The organism is Streptomyces sp. NPDC057136, from assembly GCF_042670885.1.
Classification (GTDB): Bacteria; Actinomycetota; Actinomycetes; order Streptomycetales; family Streptomycetaceae; genus Streptomyces.
Map to the genome: position 1 here is coordinate 36,241 of NZ_JBHUUV010000014.1, position 24,864 is coordinate 61,104.

Annotated in this window: 19 protein-coding genes; 10 read left to right on the forward strand and 9 right to left on the reverse strand. The window is 70.1% G+C overall.

Annotated elements, in window-relative coordinates; translation table 11 throughout:
• Positions 1-20 precede the first annotated feature (20 nt).
• Positions 21-2,435 carry a serine hydrolase gene (locus ACFT7S_RS18650; RefSeq protein ID WP_382732938.1) on the reverse strand — a complete coding sequence of 805 codons (2,415 nt, stop codon included), beginning with the start codon at positions 2,433-2,435 and terminating at the stop codon, positions 21-23.
• Between the two features lie 194 nt (positions 2,436-2,629).
• Between ACFT7S_RS18650 and ACFT7S_RS18655 the strand changes: the two genes are divergently transcribed.
• The 3 genes from ACFT7S_RS18655 to ACFT7S_RS18665 all read left to right on the forward strand — a co-directional run bounded on the left by ACFT7S_RS18655 (position 2,630) and on the right by ACFT7S_RS18665 (position 4,847).
• Positions 2,630-3,349 (forward strand): GPP34 family phosphoprotein, encoded by a 720-nt coding sequence (locus ACFT7S_RS18655; protein ID WP_382732941.1) that lies wholly within the window; start codon positions 2,630-2,632, stop codon positions 3,347-3,349.
• A gap of 209 nt (positions 3,350-3,558) precedes the next feature.
• Positions 3,559-4,416 carry a helix-turn-helix domain-containing protein gene (locus tag ACFT7S_RS18660; protein ID WP_382732943.1) on the forward strand — a complete coding sequence of 286 codons (858 nt, stop codon included), beginning with the start codon at positions 3,559-3,561 and terminating at the stop codon, positions 4,414-4,416.
• Positions 4,417-4,640: 224 nt separating this feature from the next.
• Positions 4,641-4,847, forward strand: coding sequence for a DUF397 domain-containing protein (locus ACFT7S_RS18665; protein WP_382732946.1), 207 nt, complete (start codon positions 4,641-4,643; stop codon positions 4,845-4,847).
• A 136-nt stretch (positions 4,848-4,983) separates the two neighbouring features.
• On the opposite strand, the gene ACFT7S_RS18670 is transcribed toward ACFT7S_RS18665, so the two are convergent.
• Positions 4,984-5,823 carry a hypothetical protein gene (locus tag ACFT7S_RS18670; RefSeq protein ID WP_382732949.1) on the reverse strand — a complete coding sequence of 280 codons (840 nt, stop codon included), beginning with the start codon at positions 5,821-5,823 and terminating at the stop codon, positions 4,984-4,986.
• Positions 5,824-5,902: 79 nt separating this feature from the next.
• Between ACFT7S_RS18670 and ACFT7S_RS18675 the strand changes: the two genes are divergently transcribed.
• Together ACFT7S_RS18675 and ACFT7S_RS18680 are read left to right on the forward strand one after the other, a co-directional pair.
• Positions 5,903-6,685 (forward strand): SDR family oxidoreductase, encoded by a 783-nt coding sequence (locus tag ACFT7S_RS18675; RefSeq protein WP_382732951.1) that lies wholly within the window; start codon positions 5,903-5,905, stop codon positions 6,683-6,685.
• 351 nt (positions 6,686-7,036) lie between these two features.
• Positions 7,037-8,611 carry a sodium:solute symporter family protein gene (locus tag ACFT7S_RS18680; protein WP_382732954.1) on the forward strand — a complete coding sequence of 525 codons (1,575 nt, stop codon included), beginning with the start codon at positions 7,037-7,039 and terminating at the stop codon, positions 8,609-8,611.
• A 90-nt stretch (positions 8,612-8,701) separates the two neighbouring features.
• On the opposite strand, the gene ACFT7S_RS18685 is transcribed toward ACFT7S_RS18680, so the two are convergent.
• The 3 genes from ACFT7S_RS18685 to ACFT7S_RS18695 form a co-directional block, all read right to left on the reverse strand.
• Positions 8,702-9,817: an ADP-ribosylglycohydrolase family protein gene (locus tag ACFT7S_RS18685; protein WP_382732957.1), complete on the reverse strand. Its 1,116-nt coding sequence runs from the start codon at positions 9,815-9,817 to the stop codon at positions 8,702-8,704.
• Positions 9,818-10,056: 239 nt separating this feature from the next.
• Positions 10,057-10,530, reverse strand: a complete 474-nt coding sequence (locus tag ACFT7S_RS18690; RefSeq protein WP_382732959.1) for a carboxymuconolactone decarboxylase family protein — start codon at positions 10,528-10,530, stop codon at positions 10,057-10,059.
• 105 nt (positions 10,531-10,635) lie between these two features.
• Entirely contained in the window at positions 10,636-13,218 is a 2,583-nt protein-coding gene (locus ACFT7S_RS18695; RefSeq protein ID WP_382732962.1) for a bifunctional FO biosynthesis protein CofGH, read from the reverse strand.
• A gap of 118 nt (positions 13,219-13,336) precedes the next feature.
• Between ACFT7S_RS18695 and ACFT7S_RS18700 the strand changes: the two genes are divergently transcribed.
• Positions 13,337-14,023, forward strand: a complete 687-nt coding sequence (locus ACFT7S_RS18700; protein WP_382732965.1) for an HAD family hydrolase — start codon at positions 13,337-13,339, stop codon at positions 14,021-14,023.
• Positions 14,024-14,325: 302 nt separating this feature from the next.
• Here ACFT7S_RS18700 and ACFT7S_RS18705 read toward each other — a convergent pair whose 3' ends face one another.
• Positions 14,326-15,054: a class I SAM-dependent methyltransferase gene (locus ACFT7S_RS18705; protein ID WP_382732968.1), complete on the reverse strand. Its 729-nt coding sequence runs from the start codon at positions 15,052-15,054 to the stop codon at positions 14,326-14,328.
• 278 nt (positions 15,055-15,332) lie between these two features.
• Here ACFT7S_RS18705 and ACFT7S_RS18710 point away from each other — a divergent pair, with 278 nt between their 5' ends.
• Positions 15,333-16,181 carry a GNAT family N-acetyltransferase gene (locus tag ACFT7S_RS18710; protein WP_382732971.1) on the forward strand — a complete coding sequence of 283 codons (849 nt, stop codon included), beginning with the start codon at positions 15,333-15,335 and terminating at the stop codon, positions 16,179-16,181.
• A gap of 20 nt (positions 16,182-16,201) precedes the next feature.
• Here ACFT7S_RS18710 and ACFT7S_RS18715 read toward each other — a convergent pair whose 3' ends face one another.
• On the reverse strand, positions 16,202-16,795 hold the full coding sequence (locus ACFT7S_RS18715) for a TetR/AcrR family transcriptional regulator (protein WP_382732973.1): 594 nt from the start codon (positions 16,793-16,795) through the stop codon (positions 16,202-16,204).
• Between the two features lie 63 nt (positions 16,796-16,858).
• On the opposite strand from ACFT7S_RS18715, the gene ACFT7S_RS18720 reads away from it, so the two are divergent.
• Positions 16,859-18,712, forward strand: coding sequence for a protein kinase (locus tag ACFT7S_RS18720; RefSeq protein ID WP_382732976.1), 1,854 nt, complete (start codon positions 16,859-16,861; stop codon positions 18,710-18,712).
• Positions 18,713-18,870: 158 nt separating this feature from the next.
• Here the strand turns inward: ACFT7S_RS18720 and ACFT7S_RS18725 are convergent, their stop codons facing one another.
• Positions 18,871-20,355 carry a peptidoglycan D,D-transpeptidase FtsI family protein gene (locus ACFT7S_RS18725; RefSeq protein WP_382732978.1) on the reverse strand — a complete coding sequence of 495 codons (1,485 nt, stop codon included), beginning with the start codon at positions 20,353-20,355 and terminating at the stop codon, positions 18,871-18,873.
• Positions 20,356-20,652: 297 nt separating this feature from the next.
• On the opposite strand from ACFT7S_RS18725, the gene ACFT7S_RS18730 reads away from it, so the two are divergent.
• Positions 20,653-22,164 carry a M4 family metallopeptidase gene (locus ACFT7S_RS18730; protein ID WP_382733231.1) on the forward strand — a complete coding sequence of 504 codons (1,512 nt, stop codon included), beginning with the start codon at positions 20,653-20,655 and terminating at the stop codon, positions 22,162-22,164.
• 70 nt (positions 22,165-22,234) lie between these two features.
• Here the strand turns inward: ACFT7S_RS18730 and ACFT7S_RS18735 are convergent, their stop codons facing one another.
• Complete coding sequence (locus ACFT7S_RS18735) at positions 22,235-23,080, reverse strand: LLM class F420-dependent oxidoreductase (protein ID WP_382732981.1); 846 nt, start codon at positions 23,078-23,080, stop codon at positions 22,235-22,237.
• 192 nt (positions 23,081-23,272) lie between these two features.
• Here ACFT7S_RS18735 and ACFT7S_RS18740 point away from each other — a divergent pair, with 192 nt between their 5' ends.
• Complete coding sequence (locus tag ACFT7S_RS18740) at positions 23,273-24,784, forward strand: CehA/McbA family metallohydrolase (RefSeq protein WP_382732983.1); 1,512 nt, start codon at positions 23,273-23,275, stop codon at positions 24,782-24,784.
• The last annotated feature ends 80 nt before the right edge of the window (positions 24,785-24,864 follow it).

The following is a 24,864-nucleotide window of genomic DNA, read 5'->3' on the forward strand; positions in this document are numbered from 1 at the left end:
AACGTCTCAGCTGATGCGCGTCAGCTGATGCGCGTCAGCTTGTCGCCGAAGGCCGGCTCCGTCAGATCGCCCTGGAGCGCGACGGGTGCACTGACCTTTCCGGCACCGGTGCCGACGGTCACCATGCCGACCTCCGTACCGGCAGGCGCGGTGTGGGAGATCTCCTTGCCGCTGTCCGTGACGGACAGTTCGACCTTCAGTCCCGACCAGCCGACGGCCTTCAGATTCTTGGTGGCGACGACGGGCGTGCTGCGGCCGAAGCCGTCGTCCACGTATCCGACGACGTCACCCTTCTTCACGACGGTGGCCGAGGTGACGGCCTTCTGGGAGTCCTGGATCAGCTTGAGGCCGTTGGTCAGCGACAGCGTGAGGCTGTCGTAGAGCCGGCCCGTGCCTGCCTGCTGGCCCATGACGACCCCGTAGATCCGGTGCGTCTTGCCGTCCACGACCGTGTTCGCGGACCAGAGCAGGCATCCGCCCGCAGGGGTGGAGGAACCCGTCTTGATGCCGCTCACACCGGGCTCCAGCAGGAGCGTGTTGTTGTTGTAGATCTTGGTGTCGACGCCTTCGATCTGGACCTCGGGCATGTCCACGATCTCGCGGAACACCTCGTTCTGCATGACCGCCTGGGCCAGCTTCAGCTGGTCGGCCGCGGTGGAGACCGTGGTCTTCTCCAGCCCGCTGGGGTCCGTGTACGTGGTCCCGGTCATCCCGAGATCCTTGGCCGCGTCGTTCATCTTGTCGACGAACTCCCCGTCGGTCGGGGAGTCCCAGCGTGCGAACAGCCGGGCGGCATTGTTGCCCGACGGGATCATCAGCAGCTGGAGCAGGTCGCGCTGGCTGAGCTTCTGGCCCTTCTTCAGTGGGGCCGTCGACTCGTCCGTCAGTTTGGACTCGTCCTCCGCGCGCTGGTCCACCGTGATCATCTCGCCCGGCTCGTCACCCTTGAGCGGGTGCTCGCGCAGGATCACGTACGCCGTCATGACCTTCGCGACGCTGGCGATCGGCGCGGGCTTCTGCGCCCCTTCGGAGCCGAGCGAGCCGACGCCGTCCACGGTCACGGCGGACTGCCCCTGGCCTGGCCAGGAGAGGCCCAGCGGGTCGCCCTGGAAGGTGTACGTCGGCTCCGCCGTCAGCCTGAGTTCGGGGGTCGGCAGCGGGCGCACCATCTGCGCGATCGCAAAGATGACCACCACGAGCAGGAGTAGCGGGGTCCAGATCTTGACCCGGCGGACTGCGTTGCGGACCGGGGTCTCCTCCGGCGGAGGAGTGTTCGTCAGCTCGGCGAGCAGGTCGAGCGGCGGCCTGGGCGGCAACGGCTGCTGCCGGGTCCGCTCGGCCCCGCTGAGCGCCGGGGCGGGAGCCTCGGCGGACACGAGTGAGGCCGCCCAGCTGGGGGCCGCGGGCCGTCCGGGACCGTCGCCCCGGCCCGGCGTGACGTCCGGGGTGACCGTGGGCCCGATGGCGGGCGCGGAAACCGGCCGCACGTCGTCGGAGCGCAACGGCACGAACTTGCTGGTCCGCTCCGCGGGCGTCTCCGGCTTCGGCGTCTCCGGCTTCGGCTTCGGCTTCGGCGCGGGGATCTTCAACGCGGTCGTCGGCTGGTCGACCCGGGCGGGCTCGACCGCCTTGAAGACAGCAGTGGGCTGATCGATTCCGCGCTGATCCCCCACGGGATCGGCGGGATCGGCAAGATCGGCGGGCTTGTCGGCGTCGGTGGACTTGGCCGACTCGGTCGGCTCGGCAGACTTCGGCGACTCGGTGGACTCTGCGGGCTCGGCGTCGTCGGCAGGCTCCGAGGAGTCGGCAGGGTCGGCAGCCGCAGGCTCGGACGGCTTGTCGGCCTCTGCGACCTCGGCCGGCTCAGCCGCCTCCGCCGTCCCGGCAGACGTGGCCGAATCCGTCGGCTCGACGGCATCCGCAGACGCGGCCGGCTCCGCCGGCTCCTCGTGCGCCTCACCGTCACCGTCACCGTCGCCGGAAGCCGCGCCGTCGTCGTCGCCGCTCGCGACCCACGCCGCGACCGCCGCACGCAACCTCGCGTCACCCGGCTCCGAGCCGGCATCCGCGTCCGATTCCGTGTCCGATTCCGCGTCCGGCTCCGCATCGGCGTCCGCCTCAGCCGTCACCGCAGCCTCAGCGGCCTCAGCAGCCTCAGCGGCCCCGTCGGCGCCGGAAGGCTCCCCGGCCCCACCGGAAGGCGTGGAGCCGTCCTCAGGGCCGCCCACGGCGTCTCCCGAACCCGCGGAATCCTCCGCAGTGCTCTCCGCGACGTCGTCCGCCGCCTCCTTGGGGGTCAGCGTACGAAAGACCGCCGTCGCGTCGTCCGTCGAAGCGGCCGGTTCTCGGAACACGGCAAGCCGCGGATCACGTTCCTCCGCAGCCGTCCCCGACGACTTCCGCTGCTCCGATTTGTCGGGGGACTCGCCCGCCACCGATGCCTCCTCCATGCGCTGCGGGAGCAACCCCGCGCTGTCCGAACCATCTACCAGTGTCCTGTGTGAACCCCTGGCCGGGCTGCTAGACGAGAACGACATACCTACTGGTTCCCGAACAAAGCACCCAGGCGCTCTCGACAGACCAATGTGAGAGGGGTCACCCTGTCACTCATCCACGCGGGGAGGCATGGATGGGCAGGAGCCGCAGAACAATTCCGGAGGAGCTTCTGTTGCTCGCTCTGGACCCGACCACGGGTACCACAGCGCAGCCGCAGTCGCTCGACCTCGGCCTCGCCGGGGCACAGCTAGTAGAGCTGGCTCTGGCAGGACGGATAGCCCCTGACGGGGATCGTATCGCCGTGGTGATGCCACGGCCGACAGGAGATCCGACTCTGGACTCCGCACTGGAACTGCTGCGCCGTCGCGGCAGCCCGGTTCGGGCCGTCCACTGGATTGGCGGGCCCCGACTGGGGCTGCGCCAGATCTACCTCGCTCATCTGGAGCGGTGCGGCATGGTGCATGCCGTATCGGGCCAGATGTGCGGAGTGCTGCCGACGACTCGCTACCAGGCGACGGACACGGCAATCAGCCGGGACATCAGAAACCGGCTGGACAGTGCGATCCGCACCGGCGTACCGCCGGACCCGCGGACCGCGGCGCTCGCCGCACTGGCCCACGCGGTCGGACTCGGCAAGCACCTGTACCCCGGAAACGAGGGGCGCTCATCGCGCTCCCGGCTCCGGGACCTGATCAGACACGACCCCATGGGCGGACTCGTGGCGCATGCCGTGATGGACGTCCAGAACGGGGTGGCCGTACAGCCACGCCGTAATCAGCAGGCGGCAGGCGTGCCGTTGCAGCCCGGGGCGCAAGCGCGCCGCGGCAGCATGGCGCACACCTCCGTCCACTGACCGCGCAGACGACCGCGCGGAGAACCGAATACCGCCGCACCGACGTCCCCAAAGACCCGGTTCGGGAGCCGCACCACGCGCGGGGCAGCCGGGTCCACCGGCTGCCCCGCGCGCCTGCGTGTGGCCATTTCCCAGCGCGCCCATGGTCATGGGTGGCAATCTGCTGAGCAGTAGATACGCACAGCTACATAGCCGGAGGTGCACTTTCCGTGCCGTCCAACGTCAATCCCACCGTCAGGCGACGCCGGTTGGGCCAGGAACTGCGCCGCCTGCGCGAGATCAAGGGCATGACGGCCGAGGAGGTGGCGGAGCGCCTGCTGGTCTCGCAGTCGAAGATCAGCCGCCTGGAGAACGGCCGCCGCTCCATCAGCCAGCGTGACGTCCGCGACCTCTGCGGGGTGTACGAGGTCGAGGACCACCGCATCGTCGACTCGCTCATGCAGATGGCCAAGGACTCCCGCCAGCAGGGCTGGTGGCATGCCTTCGGCGACATCCCGTACAGCGTCTACATCGGTCTGGAGACCGATGCGGAGTCCTTGCGGGTGTACGAGCCCCAGGTCGTACCGGGCCTGCTGCAGACCCGGCAGTATGCCGAGGCGCTGATCAACGGCGCGCTGCCGGAATCCGCCGCCACCGACATCGAGAAGCGGGTCAGCGTCCGGGCGCGCCGCCAGGACCGGATCAACGCACCGGAGCATCCACTGCGCCTCTGGGCCGTCATCGACGAATCCGCGCTGCACCGGATGGTCGGCAGCAAGCAGGTGATGACCGACCAGCTGGAGCACCTCGTCGAGCAGTCGAATCTGCCCCATGTGACCGTGCAGGTGCTGCCGTTCAGCATGGGAGCGCATCCCGGCATCAACGGGCAGTACGCCATTCTGGAATTCCCGGATGCCGCGGACTCCAGCGTGGTCTACATCGAGGGCGTCACCAGCGACCTCTACCTGGAGAAAGCCAATGATGTGCAGCGATACAGCGTCATGTACGAGCACTTGCGGGCACAGGCGCTGAATGTGGAACAGACCCGGGAGTTCATCAGCGGCATCGCCAAGGGTTACACCAGCTGATTCCAGTCACCCCGTGACGTCTGTTTTGTGAGTAATACAGTGATGTCAGGTGAGAGGTGGCGGCAGAGTACACCGCCGCCACCTCTCGACGGAAGACTCACAGGGGATATGCCATCCGGTCGAGTGAATGGCCCCGTCACGCGGGGAAGTTGGCTAGTAGCGTCGATCACGCCAACAGGAACGCGGTTTGTTCCGCTCGCACAACTCTCTGAACCGGAGTGAAAATGGCTATTCTTCAGGGCGCTACGGACATGTGGACGAAGTCCTCGTACTCGGGCGGCAACGGCGCGTGCGTCGAGGTCAAGTCCCCGCTTGCGCAGGCCATTGCCGTGCGTGACTCGAAGGCCCCCGAGGGTCCCTCGCTCACCTTCGTGTCCGGTGCGTGGAATACGTTCGTGCGGGATGTCGCAACGGGCACCGTCGACGCCTAACCGGTGCTGCCCTTAGAACACAGGCGCATCAACGACTGGAGCCCTCTCGACTGGTCCGCCGTCCTGGCCGAGGGGGCTCAACCCGAGCCGACCGGTGGTCGAAGCGCCTGAAGAGCGTCACAGGGCCAGCGCACGGTCAGCGCAACTGATCGACGTACCGGTCCGTCCCGGGCACGGTAGGGATGAACGGCGCCACCAGTTCGACCCGCCCCAGGCCCGATGCGGCGACCGCCCCGTCGAGCCCCGTGAAGTGCTTCGCCCAGCAGGCACGCGGGTCCTCCTGGAGAAACCACAGCAGGGTCAGCCGGGTGTCCACTCCCTCGACCTGCTTCACATAGGTCATCCGGTCCCCGGGCAACGGGGTGGGCCGGAAGACCGTGACCATCGCCGCCGGTGATCCGGCGAGCCGCTTCGGCAGATGCCGGGAGCGCAGCCATTCCAGCAGCTCCGCGCGCTGCTCCGGCCCGTCGGCGTCGACGACCTGGAGCACGAGCCCCGCGTACGGATGGTCGAGCGCGTGGAAGTCCCGCGGGCCCGCGGCCCCGTCGCGGTAGACCGTCGCCTCGTGGTCCTGGAATGCCGTGAAGACGTGGGTGCGGTCCTGGTAGACCCGGCCGTCCCGGTTGAGCCGCTTGTTGATCCCGACGGTCCACTTCATGTGGTCGTCGTAACGCCCGTCCGTCACCCAGTACGTGGACAGATAGCACCCGGCGCCGACCGGCTGGGCCACCGCGGACTTCTCCGGGTAGCGGAGCGCCTGGAGCTCGCGGGTGGCGACCCAGCGGCGGCCGGCGAACATCCAGGGCATCGCCATCGCGCCCGCGTAGTAGTGATCGTCTTCATACCATCGATGGTAGGCATGCTCATGACCAGGGTGAGGCTCAACCATCGTGATCAGCGCGTGCCCGGGGTGGACTCCGTACGGTCCCACCGCCGCCAGCTCCGCGTACAGGTCGCTCCGTGTCTCTTCGCTCATGCCGTTCCCCTTCCGTGCTTCGCCACGGCGTCCTACTCTGACGCTCCGTCAGAAGAACTGCCAGGGCCGGGAGGCGCCGATGTTGCTCGCGGGGAAGACCGTCATCGTGTCGGGTGTCGGTGCCGGTCTCGGGCATCAGGTCGCGGCGGCCGTCGTACGGGACGGGGGCCGTGCGGTCCTCGGGGCGCGTACGGAGGCGAACCTCGCCAGGACGGCCACCGGGATCGACCCCGAGGGCCTGCACACGGCCCTCCTGCCGACCGACATCACCGACGAGGCCCAGTGCGAGGCGCTCGCCGCGCTCGCGCTCGCACGGTTCGGGGGGATCGACGCGGTGGTCCATGTGGCCGCCCTGGACACCCACTTCGGCGGTCTGGAGGATGCCGACTTCACCGCCTGGCAGTCGGTGCTCGACGTCAATCTGCTCGGGACGCTGCGGATGACGAGGGCCTGTCTGCCCGCGCTGAAGGAGCGCGGCGGTTCGGTGGTCATCATCGGTACACAGTCCTCGGTGGCGGCCCCGACGCAGGTGCGGCAGGCGGCGTACGCAGCCTCGAAGGGCGCGCTGACCTCCGCGATGTACTCACTGGCACAGGAGCTGGGGCCGCACCGGATCCGGGTGAACACGGTGCTGCCCGGCTGGATGTGGGGGCCGCCGGTGCAGGCGTACGTGAAGTTCGCCGCGCACACCGACGGCGTACCCGAGGAGGAGGTGCTGGCCGGGCTCACCGCACGGATGGCGCTGCCGGAGCCGGCCACCGACGGGGACGTGGCGGAGGCCGTGGTGTTCCTGGCCTCCGACCGGGCCCGGGCGATCACCGGGCAGTCGCTTCTGGTCAACGCCGGAGAACTGATGCGCTGACAGCAGGGACAGTTCTCCTCCTTGACCGGCCGCACGGGACCCGCATCCCGTGCGGCCTCGTCGTACCTGCTCACCCAAGACGGGCTTCCGGTCTCTGCACAGCCTGACGAAGTGCCCGCCCATCGTGTGGCCGCCGTCACGTTCGCGACAACGCCCCACAAGGTCAAGAACAAGCAAAATCGTTCGGCTTACTGATTCACGTTCATATCCCTGATCGTGGGCATACCTTGACCGGGGACCCGGACAGGCGGTTCAATCCCCGAAGTCCCCGCTCCCGCACGGGGTCACCGCTGAACGGCCGTACTGACGAAGTGCGTACCCGTTCACAAGGCGGACCCCTGGAGGGGGCACATGAACAGTCTCGACTGGGCCGTGCTCATCGGCTACTTCGGTGTGATGGTCGCGATCGGACTCTGGTCGCACAAGCGCGTGGACAATGTCAGCGACTTCTTCACCGCCGGCGGCAAGATGCCGTGGTGGCTGTCGGGCATCTCGCACCACATGTCGGGCTACAGCGCGGTGATGTTCACCGGTTACGCCGGCATCGCGTACCAGTACGGCGTCACGTCCTTCGTGACCTGGTCACTGCCGATCGCCATCGGTATCGGTATCGGCGCCAAACTCTTCGCACCCCGGCTCAACCGGCTGCGCTCGCGGCTGCACGTCGCGTCCCCGCTCGAATATCTCAAGAACCGCTACAACATCCAGACCCAGCAGGCGCTGGCCTGGTCCGGGCTGCTCCTGAAGATCGTGGACGTCGGTGCCAAGTGGGCGGCCATCGCGACGCTGCTCTCCGTCTTCACCGGCATCACCCTCACCCAGGGCATCTTCATCACCGGCGCCATCACGGCCGTCTACTGCACGGTCGGCGGACTGTGGGCCGATGCGCTCACCGAACTGGGCCAGTTCGTCATCCAGCTCTTCGCCGGGATCGCGATGCTGGTCATCGTCCTGCGCGAACTGGGCGGCTTCAGCTCGCTGTGGACGGTCTGGGACAAGCTGCCCGAGGGCCACACGGACCCGACGGCCGGTCCGTACACGGTGACGTTCCTGCTGGCGTACCTGTTCATCAAGACGTTCGAGTACAACGGCGGCATGTGGAACCAGGCCCAGCGCTACATGGCCACGGACTCCGCGCGATCCGCGACCCGTTCGGCCCGGCTCTCCGCGATCCTGTGGCTGATCTGGCCGGTCGTCCTCTTCTTCCCGATGTGGGTCGCCCCGCTGCTCGTCGACGCGAAGAAGCCGGACGCCTCGGACTCGTACGCCCTGATGACCGAACAGCTGCTGCCGCACGGTCTGCTGGGCCTGGTGGTCGTCGGGTTCTTCTCGCACACGATGGCCATGTGCTCCTCGGACGCCAACGCCATCGCGGCGGTCTTCACCCGCGACATCGCACCGGTCTTCTCCAAGGCGGCGCGCACCTGGAGCAACCGCAGCGGTCTGCTGGCGGCGCGGCTCTCCACACTCGCCTTCCTCGTCCTGTCGATGGCGCTGGCGACGCAGATCAACTCGCCCACGTTCAAGGACATCATCTCGGTCGTCATCAAGTGGGTGGCCGGTCTGATGGGCCCGATCGCGATCCCGTTCATGCTGGGCCTGCTGCGAAGGTTCCGGAAGTCGGGGCCGACGGCGGCGCTCACCAGCTGGGCGGCGGGACTGCTCGCGTTCTTCTTCACCAACTACAACTTCGACGGTTCGGTCAAGACGGATGTGGCGCTCCAGTACCAGGTGGCGCTGCCGCTGGCGATCTCGCTGGTGCTCTACATCGCCATCGGCTTCATCAAGCCGGAGGACACCCCGGAGCGCGACGCGATCATCGAGCAGATCAACACGGACGGCGACGGAGGCGCGGCCGATGGTGCGGGGATTCCCGCACAGGCCGGACCCGGGGACGCGGCGGTCCGTGAGGGCGTGAAGGACTGACCTTCGTACGGCCGGGCGGGGATGGCAGGGCGGGGGTGGCGGGCCGGGGGGCCGCCACCCCCTCTCTCATGCCCGTGCTCATGCACGCTCTCATCCCCGCGGGTAGCGGGCGAGCCAGCCGGCGGCGACGGCGGTCGGGCTGTGCAGGGCGGGGCCCTGCGTCATCTCCATCGCGAAGTCGTCGGCCAGTTCGAGGAGGGTGGACCGGCCCTCCAGTTCTGCGAGCCAGGCGGGCGGCAGGGCCGTCTCGCCGTGCAGCGCGCCGAGCAGGGCCCCGCAGACCGCCCCGGTGGAGGCGGAAGGGCCTCCGTGGTTCACGGCGAGGCGCAGTCCGTGCCGGACGTCCTCGCCGACCAGGGCGCAGTACAGGGCCACGGCGAGGACCTCCTCGGCGGAGTCCGTGGCTCCGAGTGCCTCGATGAGGGCCGGACCCGGGATGCCCTGGCGTACGGAGCCGAGGGCCTGCTTGAGGGCTTCGGTGACCGGTTCCTGGCCCGGGCGCCCGGCGAGCAGAGCCAGGGCGTGCTGCACGGAGCCGTCCAGCGTCTCGCCGCGGGCCAGCCCGTGCACCATGACGGCGAGGGCTCCGGCGGCGAGCTGGGCGGTCGCGTGGCCATGGGTCTGGGCGGCGCACTCGACGGCCAGCTGGAGGACGAGCTGCGGCTCCCAGCCGACCAGGAGTCCGAAGGGTGCGGAGCGGGTGAGAGCGGCCGAGTCCCGTGCGGTGGGGTTCTTCGGCTGGTCGAGCGTGCCCATCACGCTGTCGCCGAAGCCGGTGAGGCATTCGCGGGCGGGGGCGCGGCGGGTGTACAGCCACTCCTCGCGGGCGAGCCAGCCGTCTTCCGTGCGGCGTTCGTCGGGGCCCCAGTCGCGCTGGGTCGCGGCCCAGCGCAGATGGGCACGGTGCACGTCGGTGGGCGGGTGCCAGGCACCGGTGTCGCGGCGGACCTGGGCGCGAATCAGTCCGTCGACGGTGAACAGGGTGAGCTGCGTGACGGCGGTGACGGCGCCGCGTCTGCCGTGCGCGGGTGCGAAGTCGGTGACCGCTTCGGCGCCGTGGGCCTCGCGGATCTCTTCCAGCGTGAGCCCCGTGACGCCCGCGCCGAGCGCGTCACCGATGGCGCCGCCCAACAGGGCGCCGCGTACCCGGCTGCGGAAGTCCTGCTGTTCGACACGGCCCCAGACAGCTGTGGTCCCTGTGCTCACCGTGCCCCTTCCCTCCGAATACCGGCGTGCGACTGCGCAAGCACTGTAATCGAACCGGAAGGACCGGATCAGGAGCGGAACGGTATGTACGGAGTAGCTCGCGAGAGCACTTTTGAACGGCATTCCTCACGGTTTTCCGGGGTGGGTGCCGTGCTCGGCATTCCGGGGTGGGTGCCGTGCTCGGCCGGGACGGTATCCGCGTTCCCGGCCGGGCACTTCCCGGTATCCGTTCCGGCCGATTATCCGAACTGGCCCACCTTGTAGTCGCCCGCGGGCTGCTGAATGATGACATTCAGCCGGTTATAGGCGTTGATGACGGCGATGAGGGACACCAGAGCGACGAGCTGGTCCTCGTCGTAGTGCTTGGCGGCGTTCGCCCACACCTCGTCCGAGACACCACCGGCCGCATCGGCGATGCGCGTTCCCTGTTCCGTGAGCTCCAGTGCGGCGCGCTCGGCGTCGGTGAAGACGTTGGCCTCCCGCCAGGCCGCGACCAGGTTGAGGCGCGTCGAGGTCTCCCCGTGGTGCGCGGCGTCCTTGGTGTGCATGTCGGTGCAGAAGCCGCAGCCGTTGATCTGGCTGGCGCGGATCTTCACCAGCTCCTGTGTCGTGGACGGCAGCCCCGAATCCGTGACTGCCTTCCCCGCCATGTTGAAGTGCTTCATGAGGGTGGTGGCGACCGGGTTGGCGAAGACGTTCAGACGAGCGTTCATGAAGGGCTCCTGTGTCCGTTGCTGATGCCTGTACCTCCTTGACGGATCAGCTCGGCAGAATGTGACAGGGTCGGAGATCGTCCGAGGTCGAACGCTCGGCCCGGATCAGCTCGGCAGCACCGGCAGCAGCTCCGGCAGGTGCCCGTCCGAGGCGGCGGCCGCCGTGATGCGCTCGGCCGGGACCTCCCCGTACAGCGTCGTACGCGGCTTCGCCGGGCGGCCCGCGAGGTCGGCGATGGCGACGAGGTCCTGGACGGACCGGTACGAGCCGTAACTCGATCCGGCCATCCGGGAGATGGTCTCCTCCATCAGGGTGCCGCCCACATCGTTGGCGCCCGAGCGCAGCATCTCCGCCGCGCCCTCCGTGCCGAGCTTCACCCAGCTGGTCTGGATGTTGGTGATGTGCGGGTGCAGGAGGAGCCGGGCCATCGCGGTGACCGCACGGTTGTCGCGGTCGGTCGGGCCGGGGCGGGCGATGCCCGCCAGGTAGACCGGGGCGTTGGTGTGGATGAACGGGAGCGTCACGAACTCCGTGAAACCGCCCGTCTCCTGCTGGAGGCCGGCCAGCGTCCGCAGGTGGCCGAGCCAGTGGCGGGGCTGGTCGACATGCCCGTACATCATGGTCGAGGAGGAGCGCAGGCCCACCTCGTGCGCGGTCCTGATGACCTCCAGCCAGGTGGCCGTCGGCAGCTTGCCCTTGGTGAGGACCCAGCGGACCTCGTCGTCGAGGATCTCGGCGGCGGTACCGGGAATCGAGTCCAGGCCGGCTTCCTTCGCTGCGGTCAGCCAGTCGCGGATGGACAGGCCGGTGCGGGTGGCCCCGTTGACGACCTCCATCGGTGAGAAGGCGTGCACATGCATGCCGGGGACGCGTTCCTTCACGGCCCGCGCGATGTCGAAGTAGGCCGTGCCCGGCAGGTCGGGGTGGATGCCACCCTGCATGCAGACCTCGACCGCGCCGACGTCCCACGCCTGCGCGGCACGGTCGGCGACCTGGTCCAGCGAGAGGGTGTACGCGTCGGCGTCCGTACGCCGCTGGGCGAAGGCACAGAACCGGCAGCCGGTGTAGCAGACGTTGGTGAAGTTGATGTTCCGCGTGACGATGTACGTGATGTCGTCACCGACCACGTCCCGGCGCAGCGCGTCCGCGATCCGGCACAGCTCGTCCAGCGCCTGGCCGTCCGCGTGCAGCAGGGCGAGCGCCTGGTCGTCGGTGAGCTTCGTCGGGTCGCCGGCGGCCTGGCTCAGGGCCTCGCGCACATCGCCGTCGATGCGGGAGGGCACCATGCCGGGGGCCGCCGCCTCGCGGAGGGCTTCCCAGTCCCCGTACACCTCGTCGAAGTCGTCGCGCCGGTCGCCGGTACGGCCCTCGGTGTCGATGGTGCGGTGCAGGTCGGTGCGGCCGGAGGCGTTGAAGCCCTCGTCGGGCTCCTGCCAGGGCAGACCGGCCGGGATCGTCCCCTCTTTCGCGAGTCCCGTCTCCGGGTCGGCGAGGGCCCGCACGTGCGGGAGGAGCCGGGGGTCGAGCCACGGCTCGCCGCGCTGGATGAACTCCGGGTAGATGGTGAGACGTTCACGGAGATGGAAGCCCGACTCCGCTGTCTTCGCAGCCAGTTCGTCGATGTGCGGCCAGGGGCGCTCGGGGTTCACATGGTCGGGGGTGAGCGGCGAGACGCCGCCCCAGTCGTCGATCCCGGCGCCGATGAGGAGGGCGTACTCGGCGTCGACGAGGTTCGGCGGGGCCTGAATGCGGGCGGACGGGCCGAGGATGTGGCGGGCGACGGCGATCGCCGCGGCCAGCTCCTCCAGCTCGGCGTCCGGCATACCGCGCATCGCCGTGTCCGGCTTCGCGCGGAAGTTCTGCACGATGACTTCCTGGATGCCGTGGTAGGCGCGGGCCGTCTTGCGCAGTTCGAAGAGGGAGTCGGCGCGCTCCTCGTACGACTCGCCGATCCCGATCAGGATGCCGGTGGTGAACGGGACGTTGGAGCGGCCCGCGTCCTCCAGCACCCGCAGCCGTACGGCGGGCTCCTTGTCCGGGGAGCCGTGGTGCGGGCCGCCGGGCTCGGACCACAGGCGGGTCGCCGTCGTCTCCAGCATCATGCCCATGGACGGGGCAACGGGCTTGAGACGCTGGAGGTCGGTCCAGGTCAGCACGCCCGGATTGAGGTGCGGAAGGAGACCTGTCTCCTCCAGGACCCGGATCGCCATCGCCCGTACGTACGCGAGCGTGTCGTCGTACCCCTCGGCCTCCAGCCACTCGCGCGCCTCGGGCCAGCGGTCCTCGGGCCGGTCGCCGAGCGTGAACAGCGCTTCCTTGCAGCCCATTTCGGCACCCTTGCGGGCGATGTCGAGGACCTCGTCGGGCGACAGGAACATCCCGTGCCCCTCGCGCCGCAGCTTCCCCGGCACGGTCACGAACGTGCAGTAGTGGCACATGTCCCGGCACAGCCGCGTCAACGGGATGAAGACCTTGCGGGAGTACGTGATGACGCCCGGCCGGCCCGCCGCGTCGAGCCCGGCGTCCCGCACCCGGGCTGCGGACCCGGCGAGGTCCGTCAGATCGTCGCCGCGCGCCTGGAGCAGCACGGCGGCCTCGGTCACATCGAGGGCCACGCCGTCCCGGGCACGCTTGAGGGCGCGCCGCATGGCGTTGGTGGTCGGGCGTCCGCGCTGAGGATCGGTCATGACCCGAGCATACGAGCGAGGCACCCGCCCCGAACCAGCACTCCGGCGGGTCGGACCTCCCCCGCACCCCTGGCGCCTGGACCGTTATGCCCCGCTTGCCCCGTAGGCTCGCATGGTGATGGAAACGATCGTGTTCGGCATCGGCGAAACACTCATCCGCGACGACCGGTACTGGGCGTCCTGGGCCAACTGGCTGGGCATTCCGCCGCACACACTCAGCGCCGTGGTCGGCGCCGCGGTCGTCCAGGGCGGCGACGGCGACGACGCACTGCGGCTGCTGCGCCCCGGCATGGACGTCGCCGAGGCCGCGCTCGCCCGCTCGGCGGCCGGCCGGGGCGAGCACCTGGGCGAGTCGGACCTCTACCCCGACGTCCGCCCCGCACTCGCCGAACTGCGCGCGCTGGGCCTGCGGGTCGTGATCGCGGGCAACCGGACCGCACGCGCGGGCGAACTGCTGCGCGCCCTGGACCTGCCGGCGGACCTGGTCGTCACCTCGGAGGAGTGGGGCGTCGCCAAACCGGACCCGGGCTTCTTCGAGCGCGTACTGGACGCGGCGGAAGCCGACCCCCGGGCCACGCTGTACGTGGGCGACCACCCGGCCAACGACCTGTTCCCGGCCAGGTCCGCGGGCCTGCGCACGGCCCACATCCGCCGCGGCCCGTACGGCCACTGGTGGGCGGAGCACCCGGACGTGACGGAGACGGCGGACTGGCACATCACGACCCTGACAGAACTCCCGTCGCTGCTGGGCAAACCCGCCACGGACAAGACTCCGGCCCCGGCACGGGCGCTCAGGTCGGTGTAGGGCCCGCATTCAGCCCGTCCGGCGTTCGAGGGAGGACGGAACCCTCGTCCGAGTGACCGGGCACCCCCCACCGATGGGGACACGCCACTGCTGGCGCAACGACGGCAGGGGCAAGACGCCCCCACTTCTCCCGTCCCCGCGAAAACGCTCTCATCGCCACAGCGACACCCCGCACTACCCGCGACTCCTCGACCGGTTCGCCCAGGAGCTTCCTGGTCCGGCGGGTCCTCCATTGCGAGTGGTCCATGACCGTTCTCCTCGTTCCGGTCTCCATGGTGCACGGGGAGGCAGTGAGTCCGCAGCTACCCCCGACGGAACAGGCCCGTCCACAGGAACGCTTCGCCGAACAGTGAGGACTCGGACGGCTCGTCGTTCATGCGGCGTAGTTCGACCTCCGTCAGGTCGGAGAAGATCCAGCGCAACGACTCCGCCGTGTACGCGAGCCCTCCCTTGAGGCCCGCCTCACGGTAGAAGTCCTCGTCGGGGAGTTCCGAGCCCATGCCTCCCGACGCGAAGCACGTGAGGGCGAGGTGGCCGCCGGGGGCGAGGACGCGGTCCAGGAGGGCGAGGTAGCTGATGCGGCGGTGGGGCGGCAGGTGGTGGAAGCAGCCCGAGTCGTAGACCAGGTCGTACGGTCCGCCCAGCTCCGCGGCCGTCAGCGCGAACGCGTCGCCGCAGTGGAACCGGACGTCGGCCCCCGCCTCGCTCGCCCGCTCCTCGGCCCAGGCGATGGCCGCCGGGGACAGGTCGACCGCGTCCACCTCGAAGCCCAGGGCATCCAGGTGGAGGGCGTTGCGGCCGGGGCCGCAGCCCAGGTCGAGGGCGCGGCCCGGGGTGATCAGGCCACGGTCGGCGTACGAGACCAGGTTCTCGTCCGGCTTCGCCACGAAGAACGGCACCGCCTTCGACCGGTCCGCGTAGAACCCGTCCCACCACGACGCCCCGCCCGCCGTCCAGCGGTCGGCCTCCGGTGCGAACAGGCCGTCCAGGAGTCTCAGCACGTCGTCCACACTGCGTATGTTCCGGTCCATCAACTGCCCCTTTCTCAGGGGTACACGATATGCCGTAGGTGCATGAAAACCCAGGTCAGAGGGGGTAGGCGAAGGGTGCTCGCAGTCGCCTGCCGGGTTGTCGCGGAGGGTGGAGGCCGGGGAGTAGGCGTGTCGGCCGGGGCCCCGTCATCCGGCCCTCGGTGGCCGTCACGGGGCCGTTCCGGTCCGCGCGCGGCCAGGTGATTCCGGGAGGTTTTCGGAACGGCCTGCACCGGCCCCGATCGGGTGTCGCGCCGCGTCGTGATGGGATGCGGCACATGACAGAGCCGTCGCTTCGCGCCCGTATAGAGCACTACTACGCCACCGTGCCCCTGGTGTTCGCCGAGGCCGAGGCGTACGGGCCGTTGCGGTTGTTCGTACGGAGGGCGGCGGGTGCCCCGTATTACGGCGGCCCGAGCCATGCCCAGCCCACCCCCGCCGGCGCCGCCGCCGTCACGGGCGCCGACATCGCCCTCGTACGGGCCCGGCAGCGGGAGCTCGGTGTGCCGGAGGCGTTCGAGTGGCTGGACGAGGTGGCACCCGCGATGCGCGGTCTGGTCGAGGCGGCGGGCCTGCCCGTGCTGGAACGCCCGTTGATGGTCATCGACCCGCACCACCCGCTGCTGCCGCCACCCCTGCCGGACGGTGTCACGCTGCGCGTCCTGGACGCCGATGACCCGGCCCTGCCCGCCGCCCTCGCCCTCCCCCGCCTGGCCTTCGCCGACGTGGGGACGGCGGTGGGGAGCACGGGGCGCGCGGAACTGGCTGTGGTGGCGGAGAAGTTGACGGGTGACGGCACGCTCGCGACCGTTCGTCCGACCCTCCGCGCCGGCCGCAAGGTCCTCGTGGCCGCCCTCGCACCCGACGGCACACCGCTCGCCGTGGGCCACTACCACCCGTCGGACGGCATCACCGAGATCGGCGGCATCGGGACCCTTCCCACGGCCCGCCGCCAGGGACTGGGCGCGGCCGTCATGGCGGCCCTGGCCGCCCACGCACACGACCACGGCGTGCACACCGTCTTCCTCGCCTACGCCGAGGACGCGGTCGCCCGCATCTATGCCCGCCTGGGCTTCCGGCCGGCTGGCACCACCTTGCTGATCGCCAACCAGCCCGCCCGTTCGTAGGGCCTCCTACGCGGCACCGGTCACGGGGCCAGTGACCGCCAGATCCGGTCCGGCAGAATGCGGGCCGCCTCGTCGAGGTCGACGTCGTCGATGCCCGAGAGCCAGCGGCGGGCGACGGCGACGACCGGGCCGAGGACCAGGGACTCGATCAACGCAAGGGGCAGCGGGGCGAGTTCGCCGGATTCGACGCGGGGCCGGAGCCACTCGGCGAACGGCGAAAGCCGGGCCTCCTGGGCATCGCGGAGCTCCTTGCCCTTGGCCATGCCGTAACGGTCGGCCGTGGCGGAGTGCAGGAGCAGGGCGGCATCCCGGTGTTCCTGGACGAAGGCCAGGTAGGTCCGTACGAGGGCGTGGACAGCGGCACGCGTGGTGCGGGCGTCCTGGAGGGCCATCGCCAGCTCGCCCAGCAACCGGCTCAGCCAGCGGTGCATCAGCTCGGCCGCGAGGCCGTCGATGCTGCCGAAGTGGTGGTACAGGCTGCCCAGGCTGACCCCGCTGGCCTTGGTGACCGCGCCGACCGTGATACCCCGCTCGCCCTCGGCGCCGTAGAGACGCAGCGCGGCGTCGAGGAGCAAGTCGGCGGTCACCGCGCCGCGTTGTTGTTTTGGGCTCATGGAGATCCTTACCAGCTCTAGAGTAGGTTTCTAGAAACTGATTCCAATTCTAACGGGGTTGACGTGTTCGAGCTGGAGGGAAGCGGGGCCGAGCCCCTGGAGGCGGAGGACCCGCTCCGGATCGGATCTATTCCGCTTGCGGGGCGGCTCGGGGCCGGTGGCATGGGCCGGGTGTACCTCGGCGTACACGAGGGCCGTTACGTGGCCGTCAAACAGCTGCTCTCCTCCGTCGTCGGCGAGGACCCCGACTTCCTGCGCCGGTTCGGCCACGAGCTGGACAACCTGTCCCGGCTGCCCGAGGAGGCCACCGCGCCGCTGCTCGCCAGCGACCGCACCGCGATGCCTCCGTGGTTCGCCACCGCGTACGTTCCCGGGCTCACCCTGAGCCAGGCCGTCGAGCTGCACGGCGGCTCTCTGCCCGCCCCTGCGCTCTGGCTGCTGCTGTGGGAGACGGCGGCCGCCCTGGCGTCGGTGCACGCACTGGGCATGGTGCACCGGGACATCAAGCCGTCCAACGTCATGCTGACCCTCGACGGGCTCACCCTCATCGACTTCGGCGTCGCCCGGGCCGCCGAGCAGAGCCAGTTGACCAGAACCGGCATGGTCGTGGGTACGCCCCCCTATATGGCTCCCGAACAGGCCTCGGGCTCCCGTGGGTTGAGCGGCGCCACCGATGTGTTCGCTCTCGCCTCGGCGCTCACATACGCCGCGTGCGGCCGGCCGCCCTTCGGCGACGAATCGGGCCACGGCGTGCTCTACCGCATCGTCCACGAACAGCCCGACCTGGAGCCGTTGCGGGAGCTGGACGCGGACCTCGCAGAGCTCGTCGCGGCCTGCCTGGACAAGGACCCGGACGGCCGTCCGACCGCCGTCGAGATCCTCGAACGCGTGGCGCGGCAAGGGCCGTTCACCGGGCCGCTGTGGCCCACTGCCATCACGGAGCGCCTGGCCGAGCGGGCCGCCTTCGCCGCGAGCACACAGAAGATCGACACACCGACCATCCCGCTCACCGGCGGAAACCCGGAGCCGGAGGAGGGCGCCGACCCGGAGCGGAAGCCGGAGCCGAAGCCGGAGCCTGAACGCGCCGAACGCCCCGCGCGCCGCCGCCGTAAGCGCGCCTTCCTCGCCGTCGTCCCCGTCGTCGTCACCGTGGGCGGCACGACCCTCGCCCTCCAGCTCCTGCCGTACATCTCCTCGCCGGAGGCCACCGAGAAGGCCGGCCCTTCGGCCTCGGTCTCGGCACCGGCCGACCCCGCAGCGGCATCGGGCGGGAGCCCGTCGGGCACGGCGTCACCGGCGAAGTCGCCGGGCAAGGACAAGGCCGGGGACAAGGACAAGGCCGACGAGAACGACGCCGATGGCGACGGAGGCAAGGAGCAGGGCAGGGCAGGCGGAGCAGACGGCTCCCAGGCCGCGGCCGGCGTCGGCACCGGGACCGGCGCCGACGACACGGACGGGAACGACGACTCCGGCGACTCGGGCGCCGCCGATTCCGGCGGGGCCGCCGCGTCCGGCGCGGGCGGCTCCGGGCCGTCCTCGGCCGCCCCTCCCCCCTCCTCCGGCACCTACCGCTACCGCAACGGCGACAACGGCGGCTGCATCACCCAGACGTACGGCGGCTCGGATCTCGGTTCCTGCTCGGACTCGACCGCCCGGTGGACCGTGCGGAGCCAGTCCGGCGGCGGCTTCAAGCTCGTCAACCAGCAGACCGGCCAGTGCCTGTACGCCAACATGCTCGGCCAGGCCGTCTTCGTGGGCGACTGCGCCCAGGAGGCCGGCCGGATCTGGCGTACCGGTTCAGGCGGCAGCCTCCTGAGCGACTACAACGGCGGCTGCCTCGACCTGGGCACGACCAGTTTCCTGGTGACGTCGACGTGCGCCGGGGAGTCGTCGCAGCGCTGGACAAGGGAGACCTAGGGGGCACCGACGGGGAAGGCCTGGAGCCTGTCGTCCGGGTCAGGCCTGGCCTGGCCTGACCCGGACGAGAGGTCCTAGGGCGGTGCCGACGAGGAAGACCTCGTCGGCGCCATACGAGGGAGGCCCTGGGCCCTCGCTGGGGGAGTAGGCCGGGGGGCCTACTCCCCCAGCACCGCCTTCATCACGTTCTTCGCGATCGGGGCACCCAGCCCACCACCGGAGATGTCCTCGCGGGAGATGTCCATCGCCGTCGGGTCGATGAATACCGCGACCGCGACCGACTGCCCGTCGGGCTTCTTGCCGTACGAGACGAACCAGCCGTACGGGACTTCCTTGCGCACGTCCACGCCCCGCTGCGCGGTGCCGGTCTTGCCGCCGACCGTCACGCCGTCGATCAGGGCCTTCTGGGCGCTGCCCTCCTTGGCGGTGAACTCCATCATCTCCTGGACCTTCTTCGCGGTCTCCTCGGAGACCGCCTGGCTCATGAGCTGCGGCTCGTTCTGCTCCAGCGAGGAGAGATCGGGGCCCTTGAGTTCGTCGACGATGTACGGCTGCATCAACTTGCCGTTGTTTGCCATGGCCGCCGTGATCATCGCCATCTGCATCGGGGTGCTCGTGAGGGAGCCCTGTCCCATACCGGTCAGCGCGGTGCCCGGCCTGTCCAGTTCCTCCGGATAGAGGCTCTTCGTGGCGAGCATGTCGCCGAAGTCCTCCGAGTACACGTCGGAGTTGAAGCCGAACTTCTCCGCCGTCTCCCGCATCTTGTCGTCGCCCAGCTTGGCCGCCATGTCGAGGAAGACGTTGTTGCAGGAGAACTGCATGGCCGTCTTCAGGGACGCCTTGTTGCAGGCCGCGTCGCCCGCCTCGCTGCTGATCTTGTTCGTGGAGAGCGGGAGGGGGTACGGCGAGACCGCGTCGGTCTTCGCGTCGACGTCGCTGACGACGCCGTGCTCCAGGGCGGCGGCGGCCGTGAGGATCTTGAAGGTGGAGCCGGGCGGGAAGGTCTCGCGCAGGGGACGGTTGGCAAGCGGCTTGCCCTTGTCCTTCACGAGCGCCTGGAACTTGTCGCCCTCCTTGAAGGAGTTGCCGGCGAAGACCGCGGGGTCGTACGAGGGGGTGGAGGCGAGCGCGAGGACCTTGCCGGTGGCCGGGTCGAGGGCGACCACCGCGCCCCGGGCGTCGATGTCCGTCAGACCCTTGTACGCGGCCTCCTGCGCCTTCGGGTCGATGGTCGTGATCACATCGCCGCCGCGCCGCGGCTCGCCCATGAGGATGTCCTTGGCGTGCCGGAAGGCGAACCGTTCGTCCTGGCCGCTGAGCACCTCGTCGTACGTCTTCTCCAGGAGGGACATGCCCTGCGCCTGGGAGGCGTAGCCGGTGATCGGTGCGTACATCGGCCCGTCCTTGAACGTGCGCTGGTACTTGAATTCGGCGCCGGACACGGCCTTCGAGCCGGTCACCTCATTGCCGCCGACGATGATGTCGCCGCGCGGGGTGGCGAACTGCGTGATCTTGACGCGCCGGTTGTGCTCGTGGTTCGCGAGCTCCTCGCGCTGGGCGAACTGCAGCCAGTTCGAGCGCAGCAGCAGGGCAAGCATCAACAGCCCGCAGAAAATGGCGATGTGCCGCAGCGGCCTGTTCATGGCTCCCCCAACTCCCAGGCGGCCGCACACGTCGGTGGTGGCGGTCCGCGCTTCGATCTCCAGTGTTGAAGGATGCCACTTCGGCTCACCCGGTTGCAGCGGGAGGGGTTAGCCCGGTCACGGGATACCGGACTTTGTCCGGCTATGGACGAGCCGACAAGGTCAAAAGTCTGTCAGGTCTCTGTCACGAACGTTCATTCGGTGCCATTCTCACCGGCGCACCCCCCACGAACCGAGTGAAGGAGAGACCGCGTGAGAACCACGCTGCGTGCCGCGGCACTTGTCGCCTCTGCTGCCATGGCTGTTGTCGCCGTACAGGGCGCACCCGCCAGCGCCGACTCCACGGCCGCCGACCGCGAGGCCGGGGCCACCGCCCTTCCGCTCAGCGCCTCCGCCAGGGCAGCCGCCATCAAGGATGCGCAGGCCGGGGCCGACGCCACGGCGCGGAAGATCGGGCTCGGGGCTCAGGAGAAGCTGGCCGTCCGCGATGTGGTCAAGGATGCCGACGGCACCGTGCACACCCGGTACGAGCGGACCTACGACGGTCTTCCGGTACTCGGTGGCGACCTGGTCGCCCACACCCGCAAGGACGGCTCGCTCAAGGGCGTCTCCCGCGCGCACGCCGAGAAGATATCCCTCGCGACGACGACCGCCGCCGTAGCGGCGGCCCCGGGTGCGCGCAAGGTGGTCTGGGCTGCGGACGGCAAGCCGGTCCTCGCGTACGAGACCGTCGTCACCGGTACGCAGGCCGACGGCACGCCCCGCGAGCTGCACGTCATCACCGATGCGACGAGCGGCAAGAAGCTCTACTCGTACGAGGGCATCCACAACGGGACGGGCACGAGCCAGTACAGCGGCTCCGTCTCCCTGGGCACCACCCTCAGCGGCTCCTCCTACAGCCTCACCGACGGAGGCCGCGGCGGGCACAAGACGTACGACCTGAACGGCGGCACGTCGGGCACCGGCACCCTCTTCACCGACGCGGACGACGTCTGGGGCGGCGGCACCCCGACGAACCGCCAGACGGCCGCGGTCGACGCCGCCTACGGCGCCGGCGTCACCTGGGACTTCTACAAGACGGAGTTCGGCCGCAACGGCATCGCTGGCGACGGCAAGGCCGCCTACTCGCGCGTCCACTACGGCAACGCGTACGTCAACGCGTTCTGGTCCGACAGCTGCTTCTGCATGACGTACGGCGACGGCGCGAACAACCTCAAGCCGCTCACCTCGCTGGACGTCGCCGCGCACGAGATGACCCACGGCCTCACGGCGGCCACCGCCGGGCTGAAGTACAGCCGGGAGTCGGGCGGCCTCAACGAGGCCACCAGCGACATCCTCGGCACCTCGGTGGAGTTCTACGCCAACAACACCGTCGACGCCGGTGACTACCTCATCGGCGAGAAGATCGACATCCGCGGCAACGGCACCCCGCTGCGTTACATGGACAAGCCGAGCAGGGACGGCTCGTCGGCGGACTACTGGTCGAGGAACGTCGGCAGGCTGGACGTGCACTACTCGTCCGGTCCGGCCAACCACTTCTTCTACCTGCTGTCCGAGGGCAGCGGCGCCAAGACGGTCAACGGCGTCTCGTACGACTCCCCGACCGCCGACGGCTCCACCGTCACGGGCATCGGCCGGGACAAGGCGTACAAGATCTGGTACAAGGCCCTCTCCACGTACATGACCTCCTCGACCGACTACGCCGGCGCCCGTGCGGCAACGCTGCAGGCCGCGAGCGACCTGTACGGGGCGGGAAGCGCCGAGCAGCAGGGCGTGACCTCGGCCTGGAACGCGATCAACGTGAAGTAGCAGCAGGCAGAGAGGGGCCGGACCGCGGGTGCGGGTCCGGCCCCTTTCCCGTCCCCCCGTCCCTCGGTCCTTAAAGGTGCGCCGCGTAGGCGTCCAGCACCCGCAGCACCTCCGGCGCGGGCTCCGGGGGAAGCTGGAGGACGACCTCCTCGATGCCCAGATCCGCGTAGTGCGCCAGCTTCCCCGGGCTCGGGAGGACCGCGTACGGCACCACGTGGAGCTGCTGGGGGTCCCGGCCCGCCGCCTCCCAGACCCTGCGCAGCTCCGGTACGGACTCCGAGAGACCGCGCCCGCCGATCGGCAGCCAGCCGTCCGCGGACTCCGCGATCTGCGCGAACAGCTTCGGGCCCGCGGCGCCGCCGATCAGGGTGCGCGGTCCGGTCACCGGGCCGCGCGGCTTCCGGACCGGCTTCGGGTACGCGAAGCTCGCCCGAACCGAGCCGAACTCACCCTCGTACGCCGTCGGTTCGTCCGACCAGAGCGCCCGCATCAGGGCCAGCCGGTCACTGCCGAGCGCCCGCCGCTTCGACCAGTCGACCCCGTGGTCGGCGGCCTCCTCCACGTTCCAGCCGTAGCCGACGCCGAGGGTGAAGCGGCCACCGGAGAGATGGTCGAGCGTGGCGATCTGCTTGGCCAGACCGATCGGGTCGTGCTGGGCGAGCAACGTGATGCCGGTGCCGAGCGCGAGGCGTTCCGTCACCGCCGCCGCCTGGCCGAGCGCGACAAAGGGGTCCAGGGTCCGGCCATACTCGGGGGGCAGCTCGCCGCCCGCCGGATAGGGCGTCTCCCGGCTCACCGGAATGTGGGTGTGCTCGGGCAGATAGAGCCCGGCGAAGCCCCGTTGTTCCAGTTCACGCGCGAGCGCGACCGGCGTGATCGTCTGATCGGTGAGGAAGATCGTTGTGGCGATCCGCATGCGAGGACACCTCCGTCGTCGACCGGTGGGGCTCAAACGTATGCCGTCGGGCCCGTGAATCCGAGCCCCGGGCTGTTCCGCGACCCCACGCCCTCCTTCGTACCTTGGCCACAACACCCCTTACGTTTCCGCGGCGTTCACGGGCCAATACCAGGGTTCGCGTACACGACGACACCCTGGGGAGCCACTCGTATGACCGGTTCGCACACCGCTCACGACCGCCCGATCGCCAGGCGCGGCCTGCTCGTCGGGACCGCCGCCACGGCGCTGACGCTGGGCACCGTGAGCTTCGCCGACGCCTCGCCCTCCGCGGAGGAGGCCCGCACCGTACGGGGCACACTGCCCACCGGATCGCCCGACTTCGTCCACCTGCCCGTCGAAGTGCCGCACGGCGTCCGGGAGATCGCGGTCTCGTACGCGTACGAGAGGACGCCCGTCCCGGCCGGCACTCAGGGCAACGCCCTGGACATCGGCATCTTCGACGAGCGCGGCACCGCGCTGGGCGGGGCCGGTTTCCGGGGCTGGTCCGGCGGGGCCCGCACCACCTTCTTCATCCGCGCGGACGCGGCGACCCCCGGCTATATCGCGGGCCCCGTACGGGCCGGGACCTGGCACATCGCGCTGGGGCCGTACACCGTGGCCCCCGAAGGGCTCCCCTACGAGGTGACGATCACCCTCCGCTTCGGGCCCTCCGGCTCCACGCCGAAGCCCGTGTACCCGCCGGAGCGCGCCAAGGGACGGGGCCGCGCCTGGTACCGCGGCGACTGCCATCTGCACTCCGTCCACTCCGACGGGAGGCGCACCCCGGCCGAGATCGCCGCCGCCGCGCGGACCGCCGGGCTCGACTTCATCAACAGCAGCGAGCACAACACCCACTCCGCGCACAGCGCGTGGGACGGGTTGTGGGGCGAGGACCTGCTGATCCTGACGGGCGAGGAGGTCACCACCCGCAACGGGCACGTGCTCGCGCTCGCTACCGATCCGGGCACCTTCGTCGACTGGCGCTACCGGGCCCGCGACAACCGGTTCGGGCACTTCGCGAAGGCCGTACGCCGGGCCGGCGGGCTGGTCGTGCCCGCCCATCCGCACGCCACCTGCATCGGCTGCCACTGGAAGTTCGGCTTCGGTGAGGCGGACGCCGTGGAGGTGTGGAACGGGCCCTACACGCCCGACGACGAGATCTCCCTCGCCGAGTGGGACAACGCCCTCGTGGCGTCCGTACGCTCCGGCAGGCCGTGGGTTCCCGCCATGGGGAACAGCGACGCGCACCGCGAGCCGGACCGGGTGGGCCTGCCGCAGACCGTCGTCCTGGCCGACGAGCTGTCCCGCGAAGCGATCACGGACGGTATCCGGGCGGGGCGCTCGTACATCGCCGAGTCGTCCGACATCACGCTCGCCTTCGGAGCCTCCGGCGGCCGTGGCCTGCACGCCGGGATCGGCGATCGGCTGCCCGCCGAAGCGGACGCCCCTGTCACCGTGCGGCTGGAGGTCGGCGGGGCGCCGGGCTGCACGGCGCACCTCGTGACCGATCAGGGCACGCTGTTCACCGCCCCGCTGCCCGCCTCCGGGACCGGCACGGTGGAGTGGCGCACGACGCCGCAGTACGCCGCCTACGTCCGCGCCGAGGTCCGGCACCCGGCCCAGGTGCCGGGCCTCCCCGGGCCGCTCGCCGCGCTCACCAACCCGGTCTTCCTGGGGCGCTGAGCACTCACCCGAACGGCCCGCGAGTGGTGGCACTCCCCGACCTTGTCCCGGACCGTCGGGGAGGGACCGATCGCCGACGG

What these genes read in the sequence shown, in the direction of transcription:
- ACFT7S_RS18655 (WP_382732941.1), top strand. Translation starts at nt 2,630, where the DNA reads ATGGGCAGGAGCCGCAGAACAATTCCGGAGGAGCTTCTGTTGCTCGCT.
- ACFT7S_RS18665 (WP_382732946.1), top strand. Translation starts at nt 4,641, where the DNA reads ATGGCTATTCTTCAGGGCGCTACGGACATGTGGACGAAGTCCTCGTAC.
- ACFT7S_RS18670 (WP_382732949.1), bottom strand. Translation starts at nt 5,823, where the DNA reads ATGAGCGAAGAGACACGGAGCGACCTGTACGCGGAGCTGGCGGCGGTG.
- ACFT7S_RS18675 (WP_382732951.1), top strand. Translation starts at nt 5,903, where the DNA reads ATGTTGCTCGCGGGGAAGACCGTCATCGTGTCGGGTGTCGGTGCCGGT.
- ACFT7S_RS18680 (WP_382732954.1), top strand. Translation starts at nt 7,037, where the DNA reads ATGAACAGTCTCGACTGGGCCGTGCTCATCGGCTACTTCGGTGTGATG.
- ACFT7S_RS18690 (WP_382732959.1), bottom strand. Translation starts at nt 10,530, where the DNA reads ATGAACGCTCGTCTGAACGTCTTCGCCAACCCGGTCGCCACCACCCTC.
- ACFT7S_RS18695 (WP_382732962.1), bottom strand. Translation starts at nt 13,218, where the DNA reads ATGACCGATCCTCAGCGCGGACGCCCGACCACCAACGCCATGCGGCGC.
- ACFT7S_RS18700 (WP_382732965.1), top strand. Translation starts at nt 13,337, where the DNA reads ATGGAAACGATCGTGTTCGGCATCGGCGAAACACTCATCCGCGACGAC.
- ACFT7S_RS18705 (WP_382732968.1), bottom strand. Translation starts at nt 15,054, where the DNA reads ATGGACCGGAACATACGCAGTGTGGACGACGTGCTGAGACTCCTGGAC.
- ACFT7S_RS18710 (WP_382732971.1), top strand. Translation starts at nt 15,333, where the DNA reads ATGACAGAGCCGTCGCTTCGCGCCCGTATAGAGCACTACTACGCCACC.
- ACFT7S_RS18715 (WP_382732973.1), bottom strand. Translation starts at nt 16,795, where the DNA reads ATGAGCCCAAAACAACAACGCGGCGCGGTGACCGCCGACTTGCTCCTC.
- ACFT7S_RS18725 (WP_382732978.1), bottom strand. Translation starts at nt 20,355, where the DNA reads ATGAACAGGCCGCTGCGGCACATCGCCATTTTCTGCGGGCTGTTGATG.
- ACFT7S_RS18730 (WP_382733231.1), top strand. Translation starts at nt 20,653, where the DNA reads ATGGCTGTTGTCGCCGTACAGGGCGCACCCGCCAGCGCCGACTCCACG.
- ACFT7S_RS18735 (WP_382732981.1), bottom strand. Translation starts at nt 23,080, where the DNA reads ATGCGGATCGCCACAACGATCTTCCTCACCGATCAGACGATCACGCCG.
- ACFT7S_RS18740 (WP_382732983.1), top strand. Translation starts at nt 23,273, where the DNA reads ATGACCGGTTCGCACACCGCTCACGACCGCCCGATCGCCAGGCGCGGC.